The organism is Actinoplanes sp. TBRC 11911, from assembly GCF_012933445.1.
Lineage (GTDB): Bacteria > Actinomycetota > Actinomycetes > Mycobacteriales > Micromonosporaceae > Actinoplanes.
Genome location: NZ_JABBNC010000017.1, coordinates 134,485 through 150,178, shown reverse-complemented (window position 1 = coordinate 150,178; position 15,694 = coordinate 134,485). Strand labels below are relative to the sequence as shown.

Here is a 15,694-nt window from a genome sequence, read left to right as displayed (position 1 = left end):
AGCGGCCGGCGAAAGCGAAATCCTCCGCATGTTCCGCGGCCGGTGTGCGGGCGGGGGAGACTTGACCGCTATGCGCCTTGATCTGACCGGTAAGACGGCACTCGTGACGGGATCCACCTCGGGCATCGGCCTCGCCATAGCGGCCGGGTTAGGTGCCGCGGGCGCCCGGGTCGGGGTGAACGGGCGTACGAAGGAATCGGTTGATCGTGCCCTGGGCGAGCTGCGGGAGGGCGATTTCGTGGGGGTGCCGGGGGATGTCACCACGGACGCCGACGACGTGCTCGCGGTGCTGCCGCGGGTCGACATTCTGATCAACAGCCTGGGGATCTACGGGGCACAGCCGGCCATGGAGATCACCGACGACGACTGGCGGCGATACTTCGAGACCAACGTGCTCGCCGGGATCCGGCTCACCCGCGCCTACCTGCCGGGCATGCGCGAGCGCGGCTGGGGTCGCGTCGTGTACATCGTCGGCGAGTCGGCGGTGGCGATCCCGGCGCACATGATTCACCTGGGGATGACGAAGACGGCGCTGCTGGCGGTGTCGCGCGGGTTCGCGAAGGAAGCAGCCGCCTCGGGCGTCACGGTGAACTGCGTCGTCGCCGGGCCGGCGCACACCGGTGGCAGCGAGGACTACGTCCGTGAGGTGGTCGGCAACGAGCTGCCGTGGGACGAGGCGCAGCGCGAGTACATGCGGCGCGTCCATCCGCAGTCGCTGATCCAGCGCCTCATCGAGCCGGCCGAGATCGCCAACATGGTCGTCTACCTGTCGTCGCCGATGGCCTCGGCGACGACAGGCGGTGCCCTCCGGGTGGACGGTGGGTACGTCGACTCCATCCTGCCGTGACGACGAACTAGACGAGCATGCGGGCCTTGATGGCGGCGATGTCGGCGTCGGTCAGGTGCAGGCCCTGGTGCAGGTAGCCGTCGAAGCTGCCGTACAGGTGGTTGGCCTCGGCGAACGCCGTGCGCAGCCAGGACACCTCGACCGCGTCCGGCTCGCCCAGGTAGGTGTTGCTGGCCAGGAAGTCGGACTCCACGGTGGACATCGGGACCCCCAGCAGGGTCAGCAGCACGGCGGTGGTCCAGCCGGTGCGGTCCTTGCCGGCCGTGCAGTGGTAGGCGATCGCGCCGCTGCCGTGGTTCTCGACGGCGACCAGGACGTCGTGGAACGCGTAGTCGGCGCCCACGAAGTTCACCATGAACGGGTAGCCCACCGACTGTCCCAGGTCGGACGAGCCGGAGAACAGGCCGGCGGCGAGGGCGGCGGCGAGCGTGCCGGCCGCGTTCTCGTGGAACTTGATGCCGTGGCTCAGCGACACCACGTCGGCGACCTGGTACGCGACGCCCGCCGCCGGACGGTCCGGGTCGTCCGAGCGCTCGACCGCGTTGCGCAGGTCGATGTCCAGGTTGACGCCGTGGCCGGTGACCGTCTGCCATTCGGCCGCGGTCAGGTCGTTCAGCTTGTTCGACCGGTACACCACGCCGGTGCGTACGGTGTGCCCGTCCGCCGTGGCGTACCCGCCGATGTCGCGGAAGTTCTTCGCGTCGGCCAGGTGCAGCGACCGGTCGAAGTCGGCGTGCGCCGGAGTGGCGACGCCGCCGAGGAAAGTGGCGGCCAGTGCCGTGGCGAGTACAGCGCGCAAGGGATTCATGCGGCTCATCACAGACCCGCCGGGGTACCGCGACGTGACGGCCGGTTGTAGGACGTACTGCCAGCCGGAAAACGGGGACGCGGGGAATCCATATCCGGCGGCGGCGACGGAGTCCGCCTCGGGCACGCCCTATTGTGATGCCCGTGAATCCGCTGCCCGATCACCTCAAGCGCCGGATTCCGGCTGCCGGTGTCGTTCTTTCCGTCGCCATGGTGCCGCTCGCGATCTGGGCGATCGTGTTGTTGTGCACCGACACCCGCGACGACTCGTTCGCCTGGCTGAGCGGCGCGAGCCGGGGCGTCACCGTGACCGAGCCGTGCCGCGGCGACTTCTGCCGTGGGGTGTGGGAAGACCCCACCGGCCGGAGCGTGCAGGGCCCGGTCCACCTGAGCTCGCCGCTGAAATACGCGCGGCCCCGCCCGTTCTTCGAGACCGCGGAGGTCAACGACGGAACGGCGTATCTGTACGGCCTGCGCAGCCTTCTCGGTCTGCTCGCTCCGGTGCTGCTGGTCATCGCCGCGTTGGAGTTGTTGCGGCAAGTGGTTCTGCACCGTCGCCGGGAACGGCGCCGGCACGAGGCGATCCGGGTCTGGCGGGCCCGGTACGAGCCCTCCTCATAACGAGCTGACCTCGGTGTACGCTGCCGGGAATGCGGTTGCGCGGACGCCGGCGGGAGCTCGCCATGCTCGACACGCTGCTGCGGAGCGTCCGCGCCGGGGACAGCCGCGTGCTCGTGCTGCGCGGGGAGGCGGGCGCGGGCAAGACCGCCCTGCTCGACCACCTGGCCGCGCACACGCCGCCGGGCCTGCTGACCCGGGCCGCCGGCGTCGAGGTGGAGACCGAGATCGCCTACGCCGCCCTGCACCAGGTCTGCGCCCCGCTGCTGGCCCACCTGGACCGGCTGCCCGAACCGCAGCGCGACGCTCTCGCCACCGCGTTCGCCCTGCGCACCGGTGAGCCGCCGCAGGAGCTGGTCGTCGGGCTCGGGGTGCTCGGCCTGTTCGCCGGGGCGGCCGCCACGCAGCCGGTGATCTGCCTGGTCGACGACGTGCAATGGCTCGATCCGATGTCCCGGCGGATCCTCGCGTTCGTGGCCCGGCGGCTCGGCGACGAGTCGGTCGCGCTGATCTTCGCGGTCCGCTCGCCCGGCGACGAGACCATCCTGACCGGCCTGCCGGAGCTGCGGGTCGAGGGCCTGCCCGAGGCGGACGCGCGGGCGCTGCTCGAGTCGGTGCTGGCCGGGCCGGTCGAGCCCGGCGTCCTCGACCGGATCGTCGCGGAGACCCGCGGCAACCCGCTCGCCCTGCTCGAACTGCCCCGCGGTCTCAGCCCGGCCGAGCTGGCCTTCGGCTTCGGCGTGCGGACGGCGGTGCACAGCCCGGCGCCGCTGGCGGGCCGGGTCGAGCAGGGCTTCCAGCGCCGCATCGCCACGCTGCCCGCATCGACCCGCACGCTGCTGCTCACCGCCGCCCTGGAACCGGTCGGCAACGTGCCGCTGCTGTGGCGGGCGGCGGACCGGCTCGGCATCCCGCCGGAGGCCGCGGAACCGGCCCAGACCGCCGGGCTGGTCGACTTCGGCACCCGGGTCCGCTTCCGGCACCCGCTCGTGCGATCCGCGCTGTGGCGGTCCGCGAAACCCGCCGAGATCCGGGCGGCGCACCGCGCCCTGGCCGAGGTCACCGATCCCGAGCGTGAACCGGACCGGCGGGCCTGGCACCGGGCCGGCGCCGCGGTCGGCCCGGACGAGCAGGTCGCCGCCGAGCTGGAGGTCGCCGCCGGCCGGGTGCTGGCGCGCGGCGGCCGGGCGGCGGCGGCCGCGTTCCTGGAACGGGCCGCGGAGCTGACCGTGGACCCGGGCCGGCGCGCGTCCCGGCTGCTGGCCGCGGCCCGGGCCCGGCTCGACGCGGGCGCCCCGAACCTGGTACCGGATCTCCTCGCGGCCGCCGAGATGGGCCCGCTCGACCCGCTGCAACGCGCCGGGGTGCAGCGCATGCGGGCGCAGATCGCGTTCGTGCTCAACCCGGGCTCGGCGGCCGGTCCCGCTCTGCTGGACGCGGCCCGCCGGTTGGAGACCCTGGACGAGGGCGCGGCCCGGCGCACCTATCTGATGGCGATCGGCGCCGCCCTGCGCGCGGGCCGGCTCGGCGGCGACACGCTGACCCGGGCCGCCGAGGCCGCGCGGCGGGTGCGGCCCGCCGACGACTTCGTCGGGCTGATGCTGGCCGGTCTGATCGCCTGGACGCTGGACAGTCACGAGGCCGCGGTCCCGTTGCTGCGGCGCGCCTTCGACACCCCGTACACGGACGAGGATCTCAGCCTGCTGTGGCTGACCGCGCCGATGGCGCACGAGGTGTTCCAGGTGGAGACCTCCGATCGGATCAGCGAGCAAGCCCTCCGGTACGCCCGTTCGACCGGCTCGGTCACGGCACTGCCGGCCGCATTGGTCTACCGAGCGGGCGCCCTGATGATGATGGGCCGGTTCGGCGACGCCTGGGAGCTGATCGACGAGGCCGAGGCGATCACCGGGACCACCGGCCTGCCGTTCGAGTCGTCCGCGACGCTGGCGCTGACCGCCTACCGGGGCCGGGAGGAACCGGCGCTGGACGTCATCACGGCCGCCGTCGAGGACGCCAAGGCGCGCGGCGAGGGCATCCTGATCGGCTACGCCGGATACGCGAAGGCGTTGCTCTATAACAGTCTCGGCAACTATCCGGTGGCGCTGGCGGCGGCTCGCACGGCGACCGAGTACCGGGACGTCGCGGTGTGCCTGTGGACGCTGGGCGAACTGGTCGAGGCCGCGACGTATACCGGGGACACGGCGGCCGCGGCGGAGGCCCGCGACCTCATCACGCGGTGGACGGCGATCGCGCCCACCGAATGGGCGCTCGGCCTGCGGGCGCTGGCCCACGCGCTGGCCGGGCCGCCGGACCGGGCCGGCGAACACTACCGGGAGGCGGCCGACCGGTTCACCGCCTGCCGGCAGACCGTGCTCGCCGCGCGAACCCGGTTGCTGCACGGGGAATGGCTGCGCCGGGCGGGACGGCGCGGCGAGGCCCGCACCGAGCTGCGGGCGGCGCACGAGGCGTTCGCCGTCATGGGCGCCACCGCGTTCGCCGAGCGGGCCCGGCGGGAGCTGACCGCGAGCGGGGAAGCGGTCCGGGGCGGGCCCGCGGGCGTACGGCCGGGATTGACCGCGCAGGAGACGCAGATCGCCCGGCTGGCCATCGCCGGCCGGACCAACCCGGAGATCGGGGCCCTGCTGTTCCTCAGCCCGCGCACCGTGGAATGGCACCTGCGCAAGGTGTTCGCCAAGCTTGGCATCGCGTCCCGGCGAGAGCTGACCGCGGCGATGCGCGACGGATGACCGCGATGGGGCGCCGGCGTCCTGCGCTGATTGCTCAGGAGAGGAGCCGGGCGGCCATCGCCAGGGCGAAGTCGGCGGGCTGCTCGACGTGGGCGAGGTGCCCGCTGTTCTCGAAGATCGCCAACTGGGAATTCGTGATGCCCGCGTGCAGCATCCGGGCCCAGCGCGGACCGCACACGAAGTCGTACAACCCGGTCATCACGATCGTGGGCACGGTTATCCGGTGAAGGTCGTCGCGGAGGTCGAACGCGAGCGATTCCCGCGCTTTGCTCGGAACCGCCCAGGCGCGTACCGACTTGACGAATGAGGTGAATTCCAGCCGGTGCGCCCAATAGTCCTCGAAGAAGACCGGCATCGCGCGCCGCAGATAGTCGGTCAGCGTCTCGTCGTCGGTGGCGGCCAGGGCGCGGGTCAGGGCGAGCGAGGCCGCGGCGGCCTCCGGGGTGTGCGGGAAACTCGCCGGATAAGCCGCCAGATTCGTCATCGCGGCGGTGGTGAACTCGGGCCCGGCAATCGGCGAGGTGGAATAGAGAGCCAGTCCGGCGACCCGTTCCGGGTGGGCGAGCGTGTAAAGCTGGGCGACCACCCCGCCGTACGAATGCCCGAGCAGGAACACCGACGGCACCCGGAGGTGGCCGATCAGCGCGTCCAGGAATCGTACGTAGGTTTCGGGGCGATACCCGGCCGGATCCGGCAGCCGCCCCGAAGCGCCGGTTCCGACCGGTTCGACGTAGGCCATGGTGAATTGGTCCTCGAGCTCCGGCGACCGCAGATAGGCATAGTCGACGCCCGGGCCGGCCGGGTGGGCCACGCATATCGGACCGGCTCCGGCGACGTGGAAGACCTGTCGCACGCCGTCGACCGTGATCGCGTGTTCACTTGTCATGCGTACGAACTTCCCTTGTGGATGGGGCGGAACTGTCACCTCTGCAAACGTGCCGCGCGCGGTAAGGCTCAACGCACCCCGCAGATCGGTGCTTGACAGGGCAGGCGGGGGTGGCCATTCTCACCGTTGAGGGGGCGGCCATGACGGCGACGGCGACTCTGGTGTTCCTCGCGGTGGTGGGCGCCCGATTTCTGGTCCCGCTGCTGATCTTCAAATATCCGCTTCCGGCCATCCTGGCCGCCCTGGTCCTGGACGCCGTCGACCAGACGGTCTTCCAGTCGTTCGGCTTCGACCCGCCCGGCTACCAGGGTTACGACAAGGCGATGGACGTCTATTACCTGGCGATCGCCTATCTGTCGACGCTGCGCAACTGGAGCAGCCTCCCGGCGGTCCGGGTCGCCCGGTTCCTCTATTTCTACCGGCTTATCGGCGTGGTCGCTTTCGAGCTCCTCGATTCGCGCGCGTTGCTGCTGATATTTCCGAACACCTTCGAGTATTTCTTCATCGCGTACGAGGTGGTCCGGCTGTTCTGGAACCCGGCGCGGGTGTCGATGCGCTCGTGGGTCTGGACGGCCGGCATCATCTGGGTTTTCGTGAAGCTTCCGCAGGAATGGTGGATTCACATCGCCCAGCGCGATTTCACCGAGACCGTGGCCGAGGTGCCGTGGTTCGGTCCGGTGGTCGTCGCCGGGCTGGTCGGGCTCGTCCTGGTGTGGTGGTTCGTCATCCGGCCACGGCAGCCCGCCCGGGACTGGTCCTGGCACGTGGCGGCCGACCCGTTGCCCACCTCGGCGCTCACCGTGGCCGCGCGCGACAGGTGGGTGGCCGAGCACGGCAAGCTGTGGTCCACCGGCACCCTGGAGAAGGTCGTGCTCGTCGGCCTGCTGTGGGTGATCTACGCGCAGGTGCTGCCCGGGGTCCAGACGACGAGCGGGCGGCTGTTCCTCGGGACGACCGCGTTCGTGCTGGTGAACTGCGCGGTCGCCCTCTGGGTGGCCCGGGCCGGGCACGGCGTGCAGCCGATCCTGGGGGCGTTCGGCGCGCGGGTGCTGCTGAACGCCGGGCTCGTCCTGGTGGCGTACTGGCTGCTGGCACGCGGCCGGGGCGACCTGGAGTGGAACGACGCGCTGTTCTTCGTCCTGCTGCTGAGCCTGCTCACGCTGCTGGACGACCGGTACCGGCCGATCTACGAGCTGCGCTTCTTCCCGGCGGCGCCGAAGGAACAGCCGGTCGCCGCGTGACCTTGCCCGGGGCGGGTCACGGTACGGCCGCTGCCACCAGGTCCTGGTAGGCGTCCACCCCGTCCGCGTCGGCGTAGGCACCGGCCGGCAGGGCGGTGGTGCCCAGGTACCAGTTGTCCAGTTGCCAGTAGCTGATGATGTGGAAGTTGTGGCTGGTCAGCCACGTCTGGGAGGCGCGGATGGCCGGGCCGCGCGACGCCCGCACACCCTGGTCGTCGTCGATGCCCCACTCGGGCAGCGTCAGCGGCTCGCCAGCGCGGCGAAGGCGTTGTACCACCGGATCATGCGCGGGTCGGCGCTCACGCTCACCGGGTCGTCCGGCTCGCTGCCCCGGGTGCTCGCCTGCCAATACAGATCGAGCCCGTACGCGTCGGCGTACGCGGCCGGGACGATCCAGTCCTGGATCTCGTCGTCGCCGCCGGTGCCGTTGTTCGTCACGTGGGTCGAGCCGGGCCGCCACTGGTAGGACATGTAGATCGGCACGATGTTCACCGCCGCGTTGGCCGCCTTGGCGACCTGGTACACGTGCTGGAACGCGGCCACGAACTGCACCCCGGTCATGTCGTTCTCGGGCTCGTGGTGGTACGTCAGGTAGCTGCCGGCGGGCATCGCGGCGGCGATGTTCTGGATCTGGGTGTCGCAGCCGCCGGACGCCACCGCGGTGGGCGTGCAGGTGGTCTTGAACGAATACCAGAGCGTGCCGCCGTACGTGTTATGGCAGGTCAGCGCGTCGGCGGGCGGCAGTTGCCCGGCCGAGGCGAACACCCGCCGGATGCCCAGGTTGCCCAGATGGGTTCGCTCGTCGAGGAAGCCGGCGCAGGTGTTGCCGCTGCCGACGGTGTCGGACGCCGAGGTGGTGGCACCGACCGCCAGCGTCGGCAGAGACGCCCGAGCCGGGGCGGGCAACGCCGCCGCGACGAGAACGACCGCGACGACGACCAGAAGTGAGCGATGCGTTGCACCTGTCATGCCCCCAAGGTAGGCAGATACATCGATAGATCGCCATACGACGATCTATGCCATTCAGGGGGCGCGGGCCGGGGCCCGGTCGTCGGCCATCGGCATGGTGAACCAGAAACGGCTGCCGCCGCCCGGGTTCGCGTCGACGCCGACCGCGCCGCTGTGGCGTTCCACGATGCGGCCGACGATGGCCAGGCCCAGGCCGGTGCCCTGGAACCCCTCGCTGCCGCTCGCCCGGGTGAACGCCTCGAAGATGTCGCGCCGCTGCTGCTCCGGAACGCCGATGCCGCGGTCCGCGACGTCGATGCGGCACCAGCCGGGATTCTGCGGGCAGCTGGTCACGCGCACCTCGGGGATCCGCCCGGGCGGCGTGTACTTGATGCCGTTGCCGATCAGGTTGTCGAGCACCTGCCGGATCAGCGTCCGATCGCCGCGCACCCGGGGCAGGTCCTGCGCGAACACGGTGCCGGAGCCGGTCGCGCGCTCGGCCGCGATGTCGCGCACCATCGCGTCCAGGTCGATGACCTCGGGCCGCAGCGCGACGTTGTCCGCCTTCGCGTACGCCAGCAGGTCGTCGATCAGGTCGCTCATCCGGGCCGCGCTCAGGCGTAACCGGTCGAGGAACTGCCGATGCTCCGCCGACAGCGTGTCCTCGGTCTCCTCGGCCAGCACCTCGGCCAGCGCCGACACGTTGGCCAGCGGGCTGCGCAGGTCGTGCGCGACCACCCCGGCGAACGCGACCAGCTCCTCCTCGCGTTGCCGCAGCTTGCGCTCGACGATCTCGCGGCGGCCGATGTCGTCGCGCAGCGCCCTGGTCGCCTGGTCCACCTTGCGCAGCGCCCGGTCCCGCGAGGTCACGATCGCACTGGTCAGGGCCGCCAGCAGCAGGGTGATGACGGTGCCGACGACGAGCGCCGCCTCGTCCAGCCGTTCCTCCGTGGCGGGCACCAGGTCCTCGGTCGCCTCGATACGCAATTCCCACGTACGCTGCGGCGCCGTCACCGCACGCCGCTGGACCGCGATCGCGCCGTCGAGCCGGACGCCCGAGTCCCACACCGCCACCGGGACGGGTTCGCCGCCAGTGTCGGACAGTTCGACGTTCGCCTGCTTCCCGGCGACCTGCCCGATCGCCGTGCGGAGAAAGTCGCCACCCCGGAACGCGAGCACGATCCAGCCGCGGAACTGGCCGGCCGCGGACGGCGGCGAGGTGGCGAAGACCGGCGCGGCCATGATGAACGACAACTGCCGCTCGCCGGCCGGCAGGTCCGCGTCGCCGAGCAGCGGATAGGTGGGGCTGACCGCGATGTCCCGGCTGGTCCGGGCCGTGGTCAGAGCCTGCACGGGTGGTGCCGCCGCGGCCGCGTCGATGCCGGTCCGCGGGGTGGCGCCGTCCAGCCGACGGGTCATCACCGCGAAATAGTGGGTGTCCACATCGGATCGTGGGTGCAGGGCCAGATCGGTGCTGCCGTGCCGCCGCCAGTACGCCTGGACCCGGCTCACGTCGCCGGTGGCGGCCGGCACCACCAGGCTCACGCCGACCGCGCCGGGCAGCCGCCGTTGCGTCACCGGCGCGACGATCGCCGCGAACTCACCGGCCTCCAGCTGCGTCTGCGCGCCGACCGCGGCGGCGACATCGGCCAGCGACGCCCGATAGCGGTCCAGCTCGGCGTCGATCGCCTGCTGAACGATCTGCGCCTTGGTCTCGACGGCCCGCTCGGAGCGGCTCCGGGACACGCTGTGCAGCGACAGGGCCGCCAGTATCGTGCCCAGGCAGCCGAGCAACGCCACCAAACCGACGGCTACGGCGGAGCGGTGTCGCAGACGGTCCCTCGGCGCCGGACGGCCCTCCACAGCTTCGACACTAGGGCGGTCGCGGGCCGAAACTCAGCCTGGCAACCGAACGGCAACCGAAGTCAGCTCGCGCACCCGTGGCGCCACCTCGCGCCCGAACAGCTCGATCGTGCGGGCCCGGGCCTCGCGCGGCAGGTGCATGATGTCGTACTTCAGGTCGAAGCGGCTGAGATGCAGGTCCCGGACCATCGTCGCGATCTTCTGCGCCACCGTCTCCGGCGAGCCCACGAACAGCGCCCCGGAGTCCAGCTCGGCCTCGTAGCGCGGCCGGCTCGGACCGTAGAAGCCGCGCTCCGCGCTGATCTGGCGCACCACCGGCTCCCAGTACTCCCACCAGGTGTCCGCGGCCTCCTGGTCGGTGTCCGCGATCAGGCCGAGCGAGTGCTGCCCGACCGGCAGCCGCGGCCGGCCGAACTGCTCGAGCGCCCGGAAGTACAGGTCGACGTGCCCGGCGAAGCGCTGCGGCCGGCCACCGATGATCGCCAGCATCAGCGGCAGGCCGTTCTTGGCGGCGCGGACCACCGAGTTCGGGTCGCCGCCGACGCCGATCCACGTGGGTACGCCACCGGGCCGCATCCGGGGCTGCGGCCGGTGACCGGTCAGTGGCGAGCGGGTCGTGCCGGACCACGTCACCGACTCCTCACGCATCAGGCGCAGCAACAGCTCCAGCTTCTCCTCGAAGAGATGCTCGTAATCGTTGAGCTGGTAGCCGAACAGCTCGAACGACTCGATCACCGACGCGCGACCGAGGACCAGCTCGGCGCGACCGTTGGAGACCGCGTCGAGGGTCGAGTACTGGTGGTACAGGCGTACCGGATCGTTGGTGCTCAGGACCGTGACCGACGTGCCCAGCTTGATCCGCTCGGTGGCGGTCGCCATCGCGGCCAGCAGCACCGGCGTGGCGGTGTCGTTGTGGCCGGGACGGTAGTGCTCGCCGATGCTGAACGCGTCCAGCCCGGCCGCGTCGGCGAGCTCGGCCTCCTCGACCAGCAGCCGGACGGTCTCGGCGTCGCTCAGATCCCGGCCGCCGCTGGACGCGACCTCGCCGAACGAGTTCAGCCCGAGTTCCAGTTCCATGGTGCCCTCCTATTGACACGTCAACTATGCGTCGACGTTATTGACATGTCAATCAGAGCCGCGGTCGCGGGGCGGTGGCGGATCGCCGTAAACACCGGACTGACCTGCGTAAAGCTTCCCGTCCGGGTAGGGCCAGGGATTGGCGTCACACCCGTGCAGGCCGAGCGTCTGCTGCTGCATCACCGGCGCCGGCCGCCCCTTGCCGGGGCAGAGCTGATGCCCCCAGCCCAGGCGGTGGCCGACCTCATGATTGACCATGTACGCCCGGTAGGTGGCCAGGCCCGCCCCGTAGTCCGGAACCCCCTTGACCCACCGGGCCACGTTCAGCACCACGCTCACCCCGTTCCGGCAGGACATGTATCCGTCGGGCGTGTCCCCGCAGAGCCCGTCGCGGGTGTCCGGCGTGGCCAGGTAGAGGATGAAGTCGTACGCCTGTCCGGGCCCGACCCGGCGGAACCGCCACGCGCCGCCCGCGGTCCAGCCCCGGCGATCCGCCAAGGTGGCGCCGGCCGCGTCCGCGAACGCGGCCGGGGAGAGGCCGTTGATGTCGCTCTCCACCTCGACCCGGTAACGCATGAGCCGCCCCGAGGTGCCGGCCGTCGAGGTGCCGGCGGGGGCGGTGAGCCACTTCCGGTGGCCGTGCGCGGGGTAGGTGATCTTCGCAGGCGACGGTGACGCGTCCGATGACGAATGCGGCGACAACGGCGGCGACGAGGGCGGCGACAACGGCGGTGACGAGGGCGGCGACAACGGCGGTGATGCCGATGACCTCGATGGCGCCGAGCGCGGCCCGGACCACACCCCGGGCGACGCCGCCGAGCCGCAAGCCGAAAGAACGAAGCAGGCCGTCAAAGCCATCAACCGTCGTAACGCCACACGAACATGACGACGCGGAACGATCAATGGTTGGCTGGAGTGCGAAATATTTTCCGAAGCACAATGGCCGGGTGCGGGAGCGGATTGCGTTTGTCGGGCGGGCCGTCGTCGACCTCACGGTCCGGGTTCCGGAACGGGCCGCGCCCGGGCGGGCGGCCTACGGCGGGCCACTCGTCGCGACCGCGGGCGGCAAGGCGGTCAACCAGGCGTACGCGGCGGCCCGGCTCGGCGCGGACGCGGGACTGGTCGCGAACGCCGGCGCGGATCACTGGGGTGACCTCATCGTGCGGTCTCTCGACGGCGTGAATCTGGACGGGTTCCGGCTCCTGCCGGGCGTGCCCACCGGCGCGGCGATCATCGAGGTGACCCCGGACGGCGAGTCGTACGTGACGCTGGCGCTCTCCGAAGGGGCCGAGTTGCGAGCCGAGCACGTGCGGGCGGCGTTGCGGAGGCGTACGGCGGAAATCGTGGTCTGCCAGTTGGATCTGCCGCCGGAGGCACTGGGCGGACTGCCCCGGCCGCGCCTGCTGGTGGGCAATCTGATCCCGCGCGACCCGTCGGTGCTGTCCACACTGGATCTGTTCGTGGTCAACGTGTTCGAGGCGGCGGCCGTGCTCGGTGCCGCCGTGACGGACCCGGCCGAGGCCGCCGAAGGGTTGCGCGACCTCGGCATCCCGGCCGTCGTCGTCACCGCGGGCGCGGACGGCGCGGTGCTCAGCGACCGGGACGGTACCAAGCGGGTGCCGGCTCCCGCGGTCGAGGTCGTCGACACCACCGGGGCCGGCGACGCGTTCCTCGGCGCGCTCACGGCCGGCCTGGCCGCCGGACGCCCCTTGGCGGCGGCCGTCGAGGCGGCGACCGTGATCGGCAGCCGGGCCGTGCAGCACGCCGGGGCCAGGGCCGCCGCCAGGGGATGACCGGACGGTTCCGTCAGATCTCGTGATTGGCCTGCAGCAACCCGCGCGGGTCGACGGACGCGCGGAGCTGCCGCAGCCGCTGCAGCGTCACCTCGTCGAAGGCCGCCGACGGATCGGCCTTGGCGTGCTGGAACGGCAGGTACGTCTTACCCCGCGAGTACGCCGCCAGCGAACCCATCACCACGTCGCACGCCGCGTACGTGGGCTCCTTCGCCTCGCCCATGACGAAGCCGCCGGTGATCATCTCGAACTCGCCGTCCAACGAGGACAGTGCGCCGCCGCCGGACGGCCGGCGGCTCAGCGCGCCGCCGAGGTGACGCAACTCGGTGACCGCGACCAGCGGCGAGAGCGTGTCCGGGCCGGCCACCGAAAGCAGCTTCCCGGCCGCCTCCACCGGCAGGTTGTCCAGCAGACCGCCGCGGCCGCCGCCCGGCGTGGGCTGCTCCGGGTCCATGTGGATGCGCGGCAGGGCCGCCGCCGGCATCCGGCCGAACGTGTCGATCTCCGGCCCGAACTCGCGCAGCGGCGCCAGGATCCGCTCCGCCTCGGCGTCGTCCTCGAGCACCGCGCCGTCGATGACGACCAGGCGACGACCCCGGATCGGCTCCGGGACGGCCTCCAGCGGCGGCATCTGCATGTGCCGGTACGACGTGGTGGCGCTCTCCGGCGCCCCGGCGGTCCACTCCAGCCAGCGCGGCAGCACCCGAGGGGCGAGGGCCAGATCAAAGGCGAGCATTCCCGCGTACGCCGATTCGAGCTCCAGCAAGGCGAACTCGACAGCGGTGACGACGCCGAAGTTCGCGCTCGCGCCGCGTACCGCCCAGAACAGATCCGGGTCGTGATCCGCGTCCGCCCGGACGAAACCGCCGTCCGCCAGCACCATCTCCACGGCGGTGACCTTGTTGACCGCGAGGCCCTGCGACCGCGCGTACCAGCTGATCCCGCCGCCCAGGTTGTAGCCGATGACACCGGTGTCCGGCGACGAACCGTGCAGCGCCGCCAGCTTGTACTTGCCGGCCAGTTCGGCGATCGGCAGCCACACCGCGCCGGCCTCGGCCCGCGCCGTACGCGTGTCCGGGTCGATCCGGATGGCGTTCATCCGCGACGTCTTCAGCAGCACCGAGCCGCTCAGATCGCTCAGCGGGTTCGAGTTGTGGCCGGTGCCCTGCGGCGCCACCCGCAGCCCGGCGGTGGCCGCGGCCCGCACCACCGCGGCGACCTCGGCGGCGTTCTCCGGCTCCGCCACCGCGGCCGGGCGAAGATCCTTCGCCAGCGACCACCCGGTGCGCGCCGCGTCGTACCCGTCGTCGCCGGGCAGGTGAACCGTGCGCGCCGCGTTCCGCAGCGCCGTGCTCTCGTCGGTCATCTCAGTTCCTAGGTCGAAGCGATCGTGCCTAGGCAACTTTTCCCGTGGACTCAGGTCCCTGCGAGGGCAAGGTTTTCCCCGCCAAGCTCGCTCAACCGGGCCGCCGCCGATGAACCCAGCGGCGCGGTGAACGTCACGAACAACTGCCCCGGGCCGTCCGCCTCCAGGATCTGCGCGCGCAGGTCGAGGACGCCGGCCACCGGGTGGACCAGGGTGACCGGGCCGCTGCGGCAGATGTGCACCTTCTCCCGCTGCCACAGCCGTTCGAACTCGGTGCTGCGCGCGCGTAACAGCGCGATCAGGCGCTCCGCGCGCGGGTCGCCGGTGCGCGCGTACCAGCCACGCAGCGTCGACACCCGCGCGTCGCTCTCCGCCTCCTGCTCCCCGGCCGGGTGCAGGGATCGCTCGGCCGGGTCGGTGAACCAGCGGTACATGCCGTTGCGGTTGATCCCGGTGAAGCGCGAATGGTCGCCGAGCAGGCCCTTCGAGGTGGCGTTCTGGGCCAGCGTCTCGCCGAGATCGCTCATCACCATGGCGGCGGCGCCCGGCATCGCGTCGAGCATCTGCCCCAGCGCCGGGTCGACCTCGGTGACGGCGTGCGGGCGGCGCGGCGGGTCCCGGTCGACGATCCGGAAGGCGTAGTCGCGCTCGTCCTCGGTGAAGCGCAACGCCCGGGCCACCGCCTCGAGAACCTGCGACGACGGCGGTCCGACCCGGGCCTGCTCCAGCCGGCGGTAGTAGTCGGCGGACATGCCGGCCAGCATCGCCACCTCCTCGCGGCGCAGGCCCCCGGTGCGGCGGGCGGTGCGGCTGCGCAGGCCGAAATCCTCCGGGCGCAGCCGCTCGCGCTGGGCCCGCAGGAAGCGGCCCAGCTCCGCCGAGCTCATGAGTGCGGGCTGACCCGGATGTCGGCGTCCCACCACTGCGCCGCGCGGAGCGTGGCGAGCAGCCGGGCCTGGCCGTCCGGGTCCTGCCGGTCGATGAACAACACGCCGTCGAGGTGGTCGGTCTCGTGCTGCATGCAGCGGGCGAGCAACCCCTGGCCCACCACCTGGACCGGGTCGCCGTCCTTGGTGTAGCCCTTGGCGGCCGTGTTCAGCCGGCGCTTGGTGTCCAGGAAGATGCCGGGGATGGACAGGCAGCCCTCGGGGCCGTCCTGGATCTCCTCGTCCGGGAACTCGAGCACCGGGTTGATCAGGTGGTCGAGGCGCGCCTCGTTGCCGGGCAGATCCGGGTTGATCGCGAAGACCCGCAGGCTCACCCCGAGTTGGGGGGCCGCCAGACCGGCGCCGTGCGACGCCTCCAGCGTTTCGTTCAGGTCCTTGACGAGCGTGCGGAGTTCGGCGTCGAAGTCGGTCACCGGCTCGGCGAGCTTACGCAGCACGGGGTCGCCGACCTTGACGATGGGCAGCACGGTCATCGAATATCTCCCTCAAACGGACTATCACCGGGATAGACGACAAGCCTGGCACCCAGGTTCACCGTCCGCGACCGTTGCGTT

16 protein-coding genes are annotated in these 15,694 nt (G+C 71.7%); 6 read left to right on the top strand and 10 right to left on the bottom strand.

The genetic code is table 11. The annotated features are described in order from the left end of the window. Positions 1–70 precede the first annotated feature (70 nt). Positions 71–847, top strand: a complete 777-nt coding sequence (locus HH310_RS23160; RefSeq protein WP_169177714.1) for an SDR family NAD(P)-dependent oxidoreductase — start codon at positions 71–73, stop codon at positions 845–847. A gap of 7 nt (positions 848–854) precedes the next feature. Here HH310_RS23160 and HH310_RS23155 read toward each other — a convergent pair whose 3' ends face one another. Next, positions 855–1,655, bottom strand: a complete 801-nt coding sequence (locus HH310_RS23155) for a tyrosine-protein phosphatase (protein ID WP_211192499.1) — start codon at positions 1,653–1,655, stop codon at positions 855–857. A 143-nt stretch (positions 1,656–1,798) separates the two neighbouring features. Here HH310_RS23155 and HH310_RS23150 point away from each other — a divergent pair, with 143 nt between their 5' ends. Then, positions 1,799–2,275 carry a hypothetical protein gene (locus HH310_RS23150; protein ID WP_169177712.1) on the top strand — a complete coding sequence of 159 codons (477 nt, stop codon included), beginning with the start codon at positions 1,799–1,801 and terminating at the stop codon, positions 2,273–2,275. A 29-nt stretch (positions 2,276–2,304) separates the two neighbouring features. Then, positions 2,305–5,019: an AAA family ATPase gene (locus HH310_RS23145; RefSeq protein WP_169177711.1), complete on the top strand. Its 2,715-nt coding sequence runs from the start codon at positions 2,305–2,307 to the stop codon at positions 5,017–5,019. A gap of 34 nt (positions 5,020–5,053) precedes the next feature. On the opposite strand, the gene HH310_RS23140 is transcribed toward HH310_RS23145, so the two are convergent. Then, positions 5,054–5,905, bottom strand: coding sequence for an alpha/beta fold hydrolase (locus HH310_RS23140; protein ID WP_169177710.1), 852 nt, complete (start codon positions 5,903–5,905; stop codon positions 5,054–5,056). 140 nt (positions 5,906–6,045) lie between these two features. Between HH310_RS23140 and HH310_RS23135 the strand changes: the two genes are divergently transcribed. After that, positions 6,046–7,146 (top strand): hypothetical protein, encoded by a 1,101-nt coding sequence (locus tag HH310_RS23135; protein ID WP_169177709.1) that lies wholly within the window; start codon positions 6,046–6,048, stop codon positions 7,144–7,146. Positions 7,147–7,162: 16 nt separating this feature from the next. Here the strand turns inward: HH310_RS23135 and HH310_RS23130 are convergent, their stop codons facing one another. The 5 genes from HH310_RS23130 to HH310_RS23110 are packed head-to-tail and all read right to left on the bottom strand — an operon-like array spanning position 7,163 to position 11,736. Next, positions 7,163–7,423: a hypothetical protein gene (locus HH310_RS23130; RefSeq protein ID WP_169177708.1), complete on the bottom strand. Its 261-nt coding sequence runs from the start codon at positions 7,421–7,423 to the stop codon at positions 7,163–7,165. Then, positions 7,387–8,115: a hypothetical protein gene (locus HH310_RS23125; RefSeq protein ID WP_169177707.1), complete on the bottom strand. Its 729-nt coding sequence runs from the start codon at positions 8,113–8,115 to the stop codon at positions 7,387–7,389. Before HH310_RS23125 ends, HH310_RS23130 begins: the two co-directional genes overlap by 37 nt. Positions 8,116–8,169: 54 nt before the next feature. Further along, positions 8,170–9,957 (bottom strand): ATP-binding protein, encoded by a 1,788-nt coding sequence (locus HH310_RS23120; protein WP_169177706.1) that lies wholly within the window; start codon positions 9,955–9,957, stop codon positions 8,170–8,172. 33 nt (positions 9,958–9,990) lie between these two features. Then, positions 9,991–11,034 carry an LLM class flavin-dependent oxidoreductase gene (locus tag HH310_RS23115; RefSeq protein WP_169177705.1) on the bottom strand — a complete coding sequence of 348 codons (1,044 nt, stop codon included), beginning with the start codon at positions 11,032–11,034 and terminating at the stop codon, positions 9,991–9,993. A gap of 48 nt (positions 11,035–11,082) precedes the next feature. After that, the gene (locus HH310_RS23110) at positions 11,083–11,736 is read right to left on the bottom strand and encodes a DUF3152 domain-containing protein (RefSeq protein WP_248294333.1); all 654 of its coding nucleotides are present in this window, start codon (positions 11,734–11,736) and stop codon (positions 11,083–11,085) included. On the opposite strand from HH310_RS23110, the gene HH310_RS44045 reads away from it, so the two are divergent. Then, entirely contained in the window at positions 11,687–11,920 is a 234-nt protein-coding gene (locus tag HH310_RS44045) for a hypothetical protein (protein ID WP_248294337.1), read from the top strand. The genes HH310_RS23110 and HH310_RS44045 overlap by 50 nt on opposite strands. A gap of 61 nt (positions 11,921–11,981) precedes the next feature. Next, positions 11,982–12,827 carry a PfkB family carbohydrate kinase gene (locus HH310_RS23105; RefSeq protein ID WP_169177703.1) on the top strand — a complete coding sequence of 282 codons (846 nt, stop codon included), beginning with the start codon at positions 11,982–11,984 and terminating at the stop codon, positions 12,825–12,827. A gap of 13 nt (positions 12,828–12,840) precedes the next feature. Here HH310_RS23105 and HH310_RS23100 read toward each other — a convergent pair whose 3' ends face one another. The 3 genes from HH310_RS23100 to def are packed head-to-tail and all read right to left on the bottom strand — an operon-like array spanning position 12,841 to position 15,613. Continuing rightward, on the bottom strand, positions 12,841–14,193 hold the full coding sequence (locus tag HH310_RS23100) for an FAD-binding oxidoreductase (protein WP_169177702.1): 1,353 nt from the start codon (positions 14,191–14,193) through the stop codon (positions 12,841–12,843). A gap of 50 nt (positions 14,194–14,243) precedes the next feature. Then, positions 14,244–15,080, bottom strand: coding sequence for a helix-turn-helix transcriptional regulator (locus HH310_RS23095; protein WP_169177701.1), 837 nt, complete (start codon positions 15,078–15,080; stop codon positions 14,244–14,246). Further along, entirely contained in the window at positions 15,077–15,613 is a 537-nt protein-coding gene (gene def / locus HH310_RS23090) for a peptide deformylase (protein ID WP_169177700.1), read from the bottom strand. The genes HH310_RS23095 and def overlap by 4 nt, the downstream gene beginning before the upstream one ends. Between the last annotated feature and the right edge of the window lie 81 nt (positions 15,614–15,694).

Coding starts and splice junctions, on each gene's coding strand:
- HH310_RS23160 (WP_169177714.1), top strand. CDS start 71: ATGCGCCTTGATCTGACCGGTAAGACGGCACTCGTGACGGGATCCACC.
- HH310_RS23140 (WP_169177710.1), bottom strand. CDS start 5,905: ATGACAAGTGAACACGCGATCACGGTCGACGGCGTGCGACAGGTCTTC.
- HH310_RS23115 (WP_169177705.1), bottom strand. CDS start 11,034: ATGGAACTGGAACTCGGGCTGAACTCGTTCGGCGAGGTCGCGTCCAGC.
- HH310_RS23135 (WP_169177709.1), top strand. CDS start 6,046: ATGACGGCGACGGCGACTCTGGTGTTCCTCGCGGTGGTGGGCGCCCGA.
- HH310_RS23125 (WP_169177707.1), bottom strand. CDS start 8,115: ATGACAGGTGCAACGCATCGCTCACTTCTGGTCGTCGTCGCGGTCGTT.
- HH310_RS23155 (WP_211192499.1), bottom strand. CDS start 1,655: ATGAATCCCTTGCGCGCTGTACTCGCCACGGCACTGGCCGCCACTTTC.
- HH310_RS23095 (WP_169177701.1), bottom strand. CDS start 15,080: ATGAGCTCGGCGGAGCTGGGCCGCTTCCTGCGGGCCCAGCGCGAGCGG.
- HH310_RS23145 (WP_169177711.1), top strand. CDS start 2,305: ATGCGGTTGCGCGGACGCCGGCGGGAGCTCGCCATGCTCGACACGCTG.
- def (WP_169177700.1), bottom strand. CDS start 15,613: ATGACCGTGCTGCCCATCGTCAAGGTCGGCGACCCCGTGCTGCGTAAG.
- HH310_RS23100 (WP_169177702.1), bottom strand. CDS start 14,193: ATGACCGACGAGAGCACGGCGCTGCGGAACGCGGCGCGCACGGTTCAC.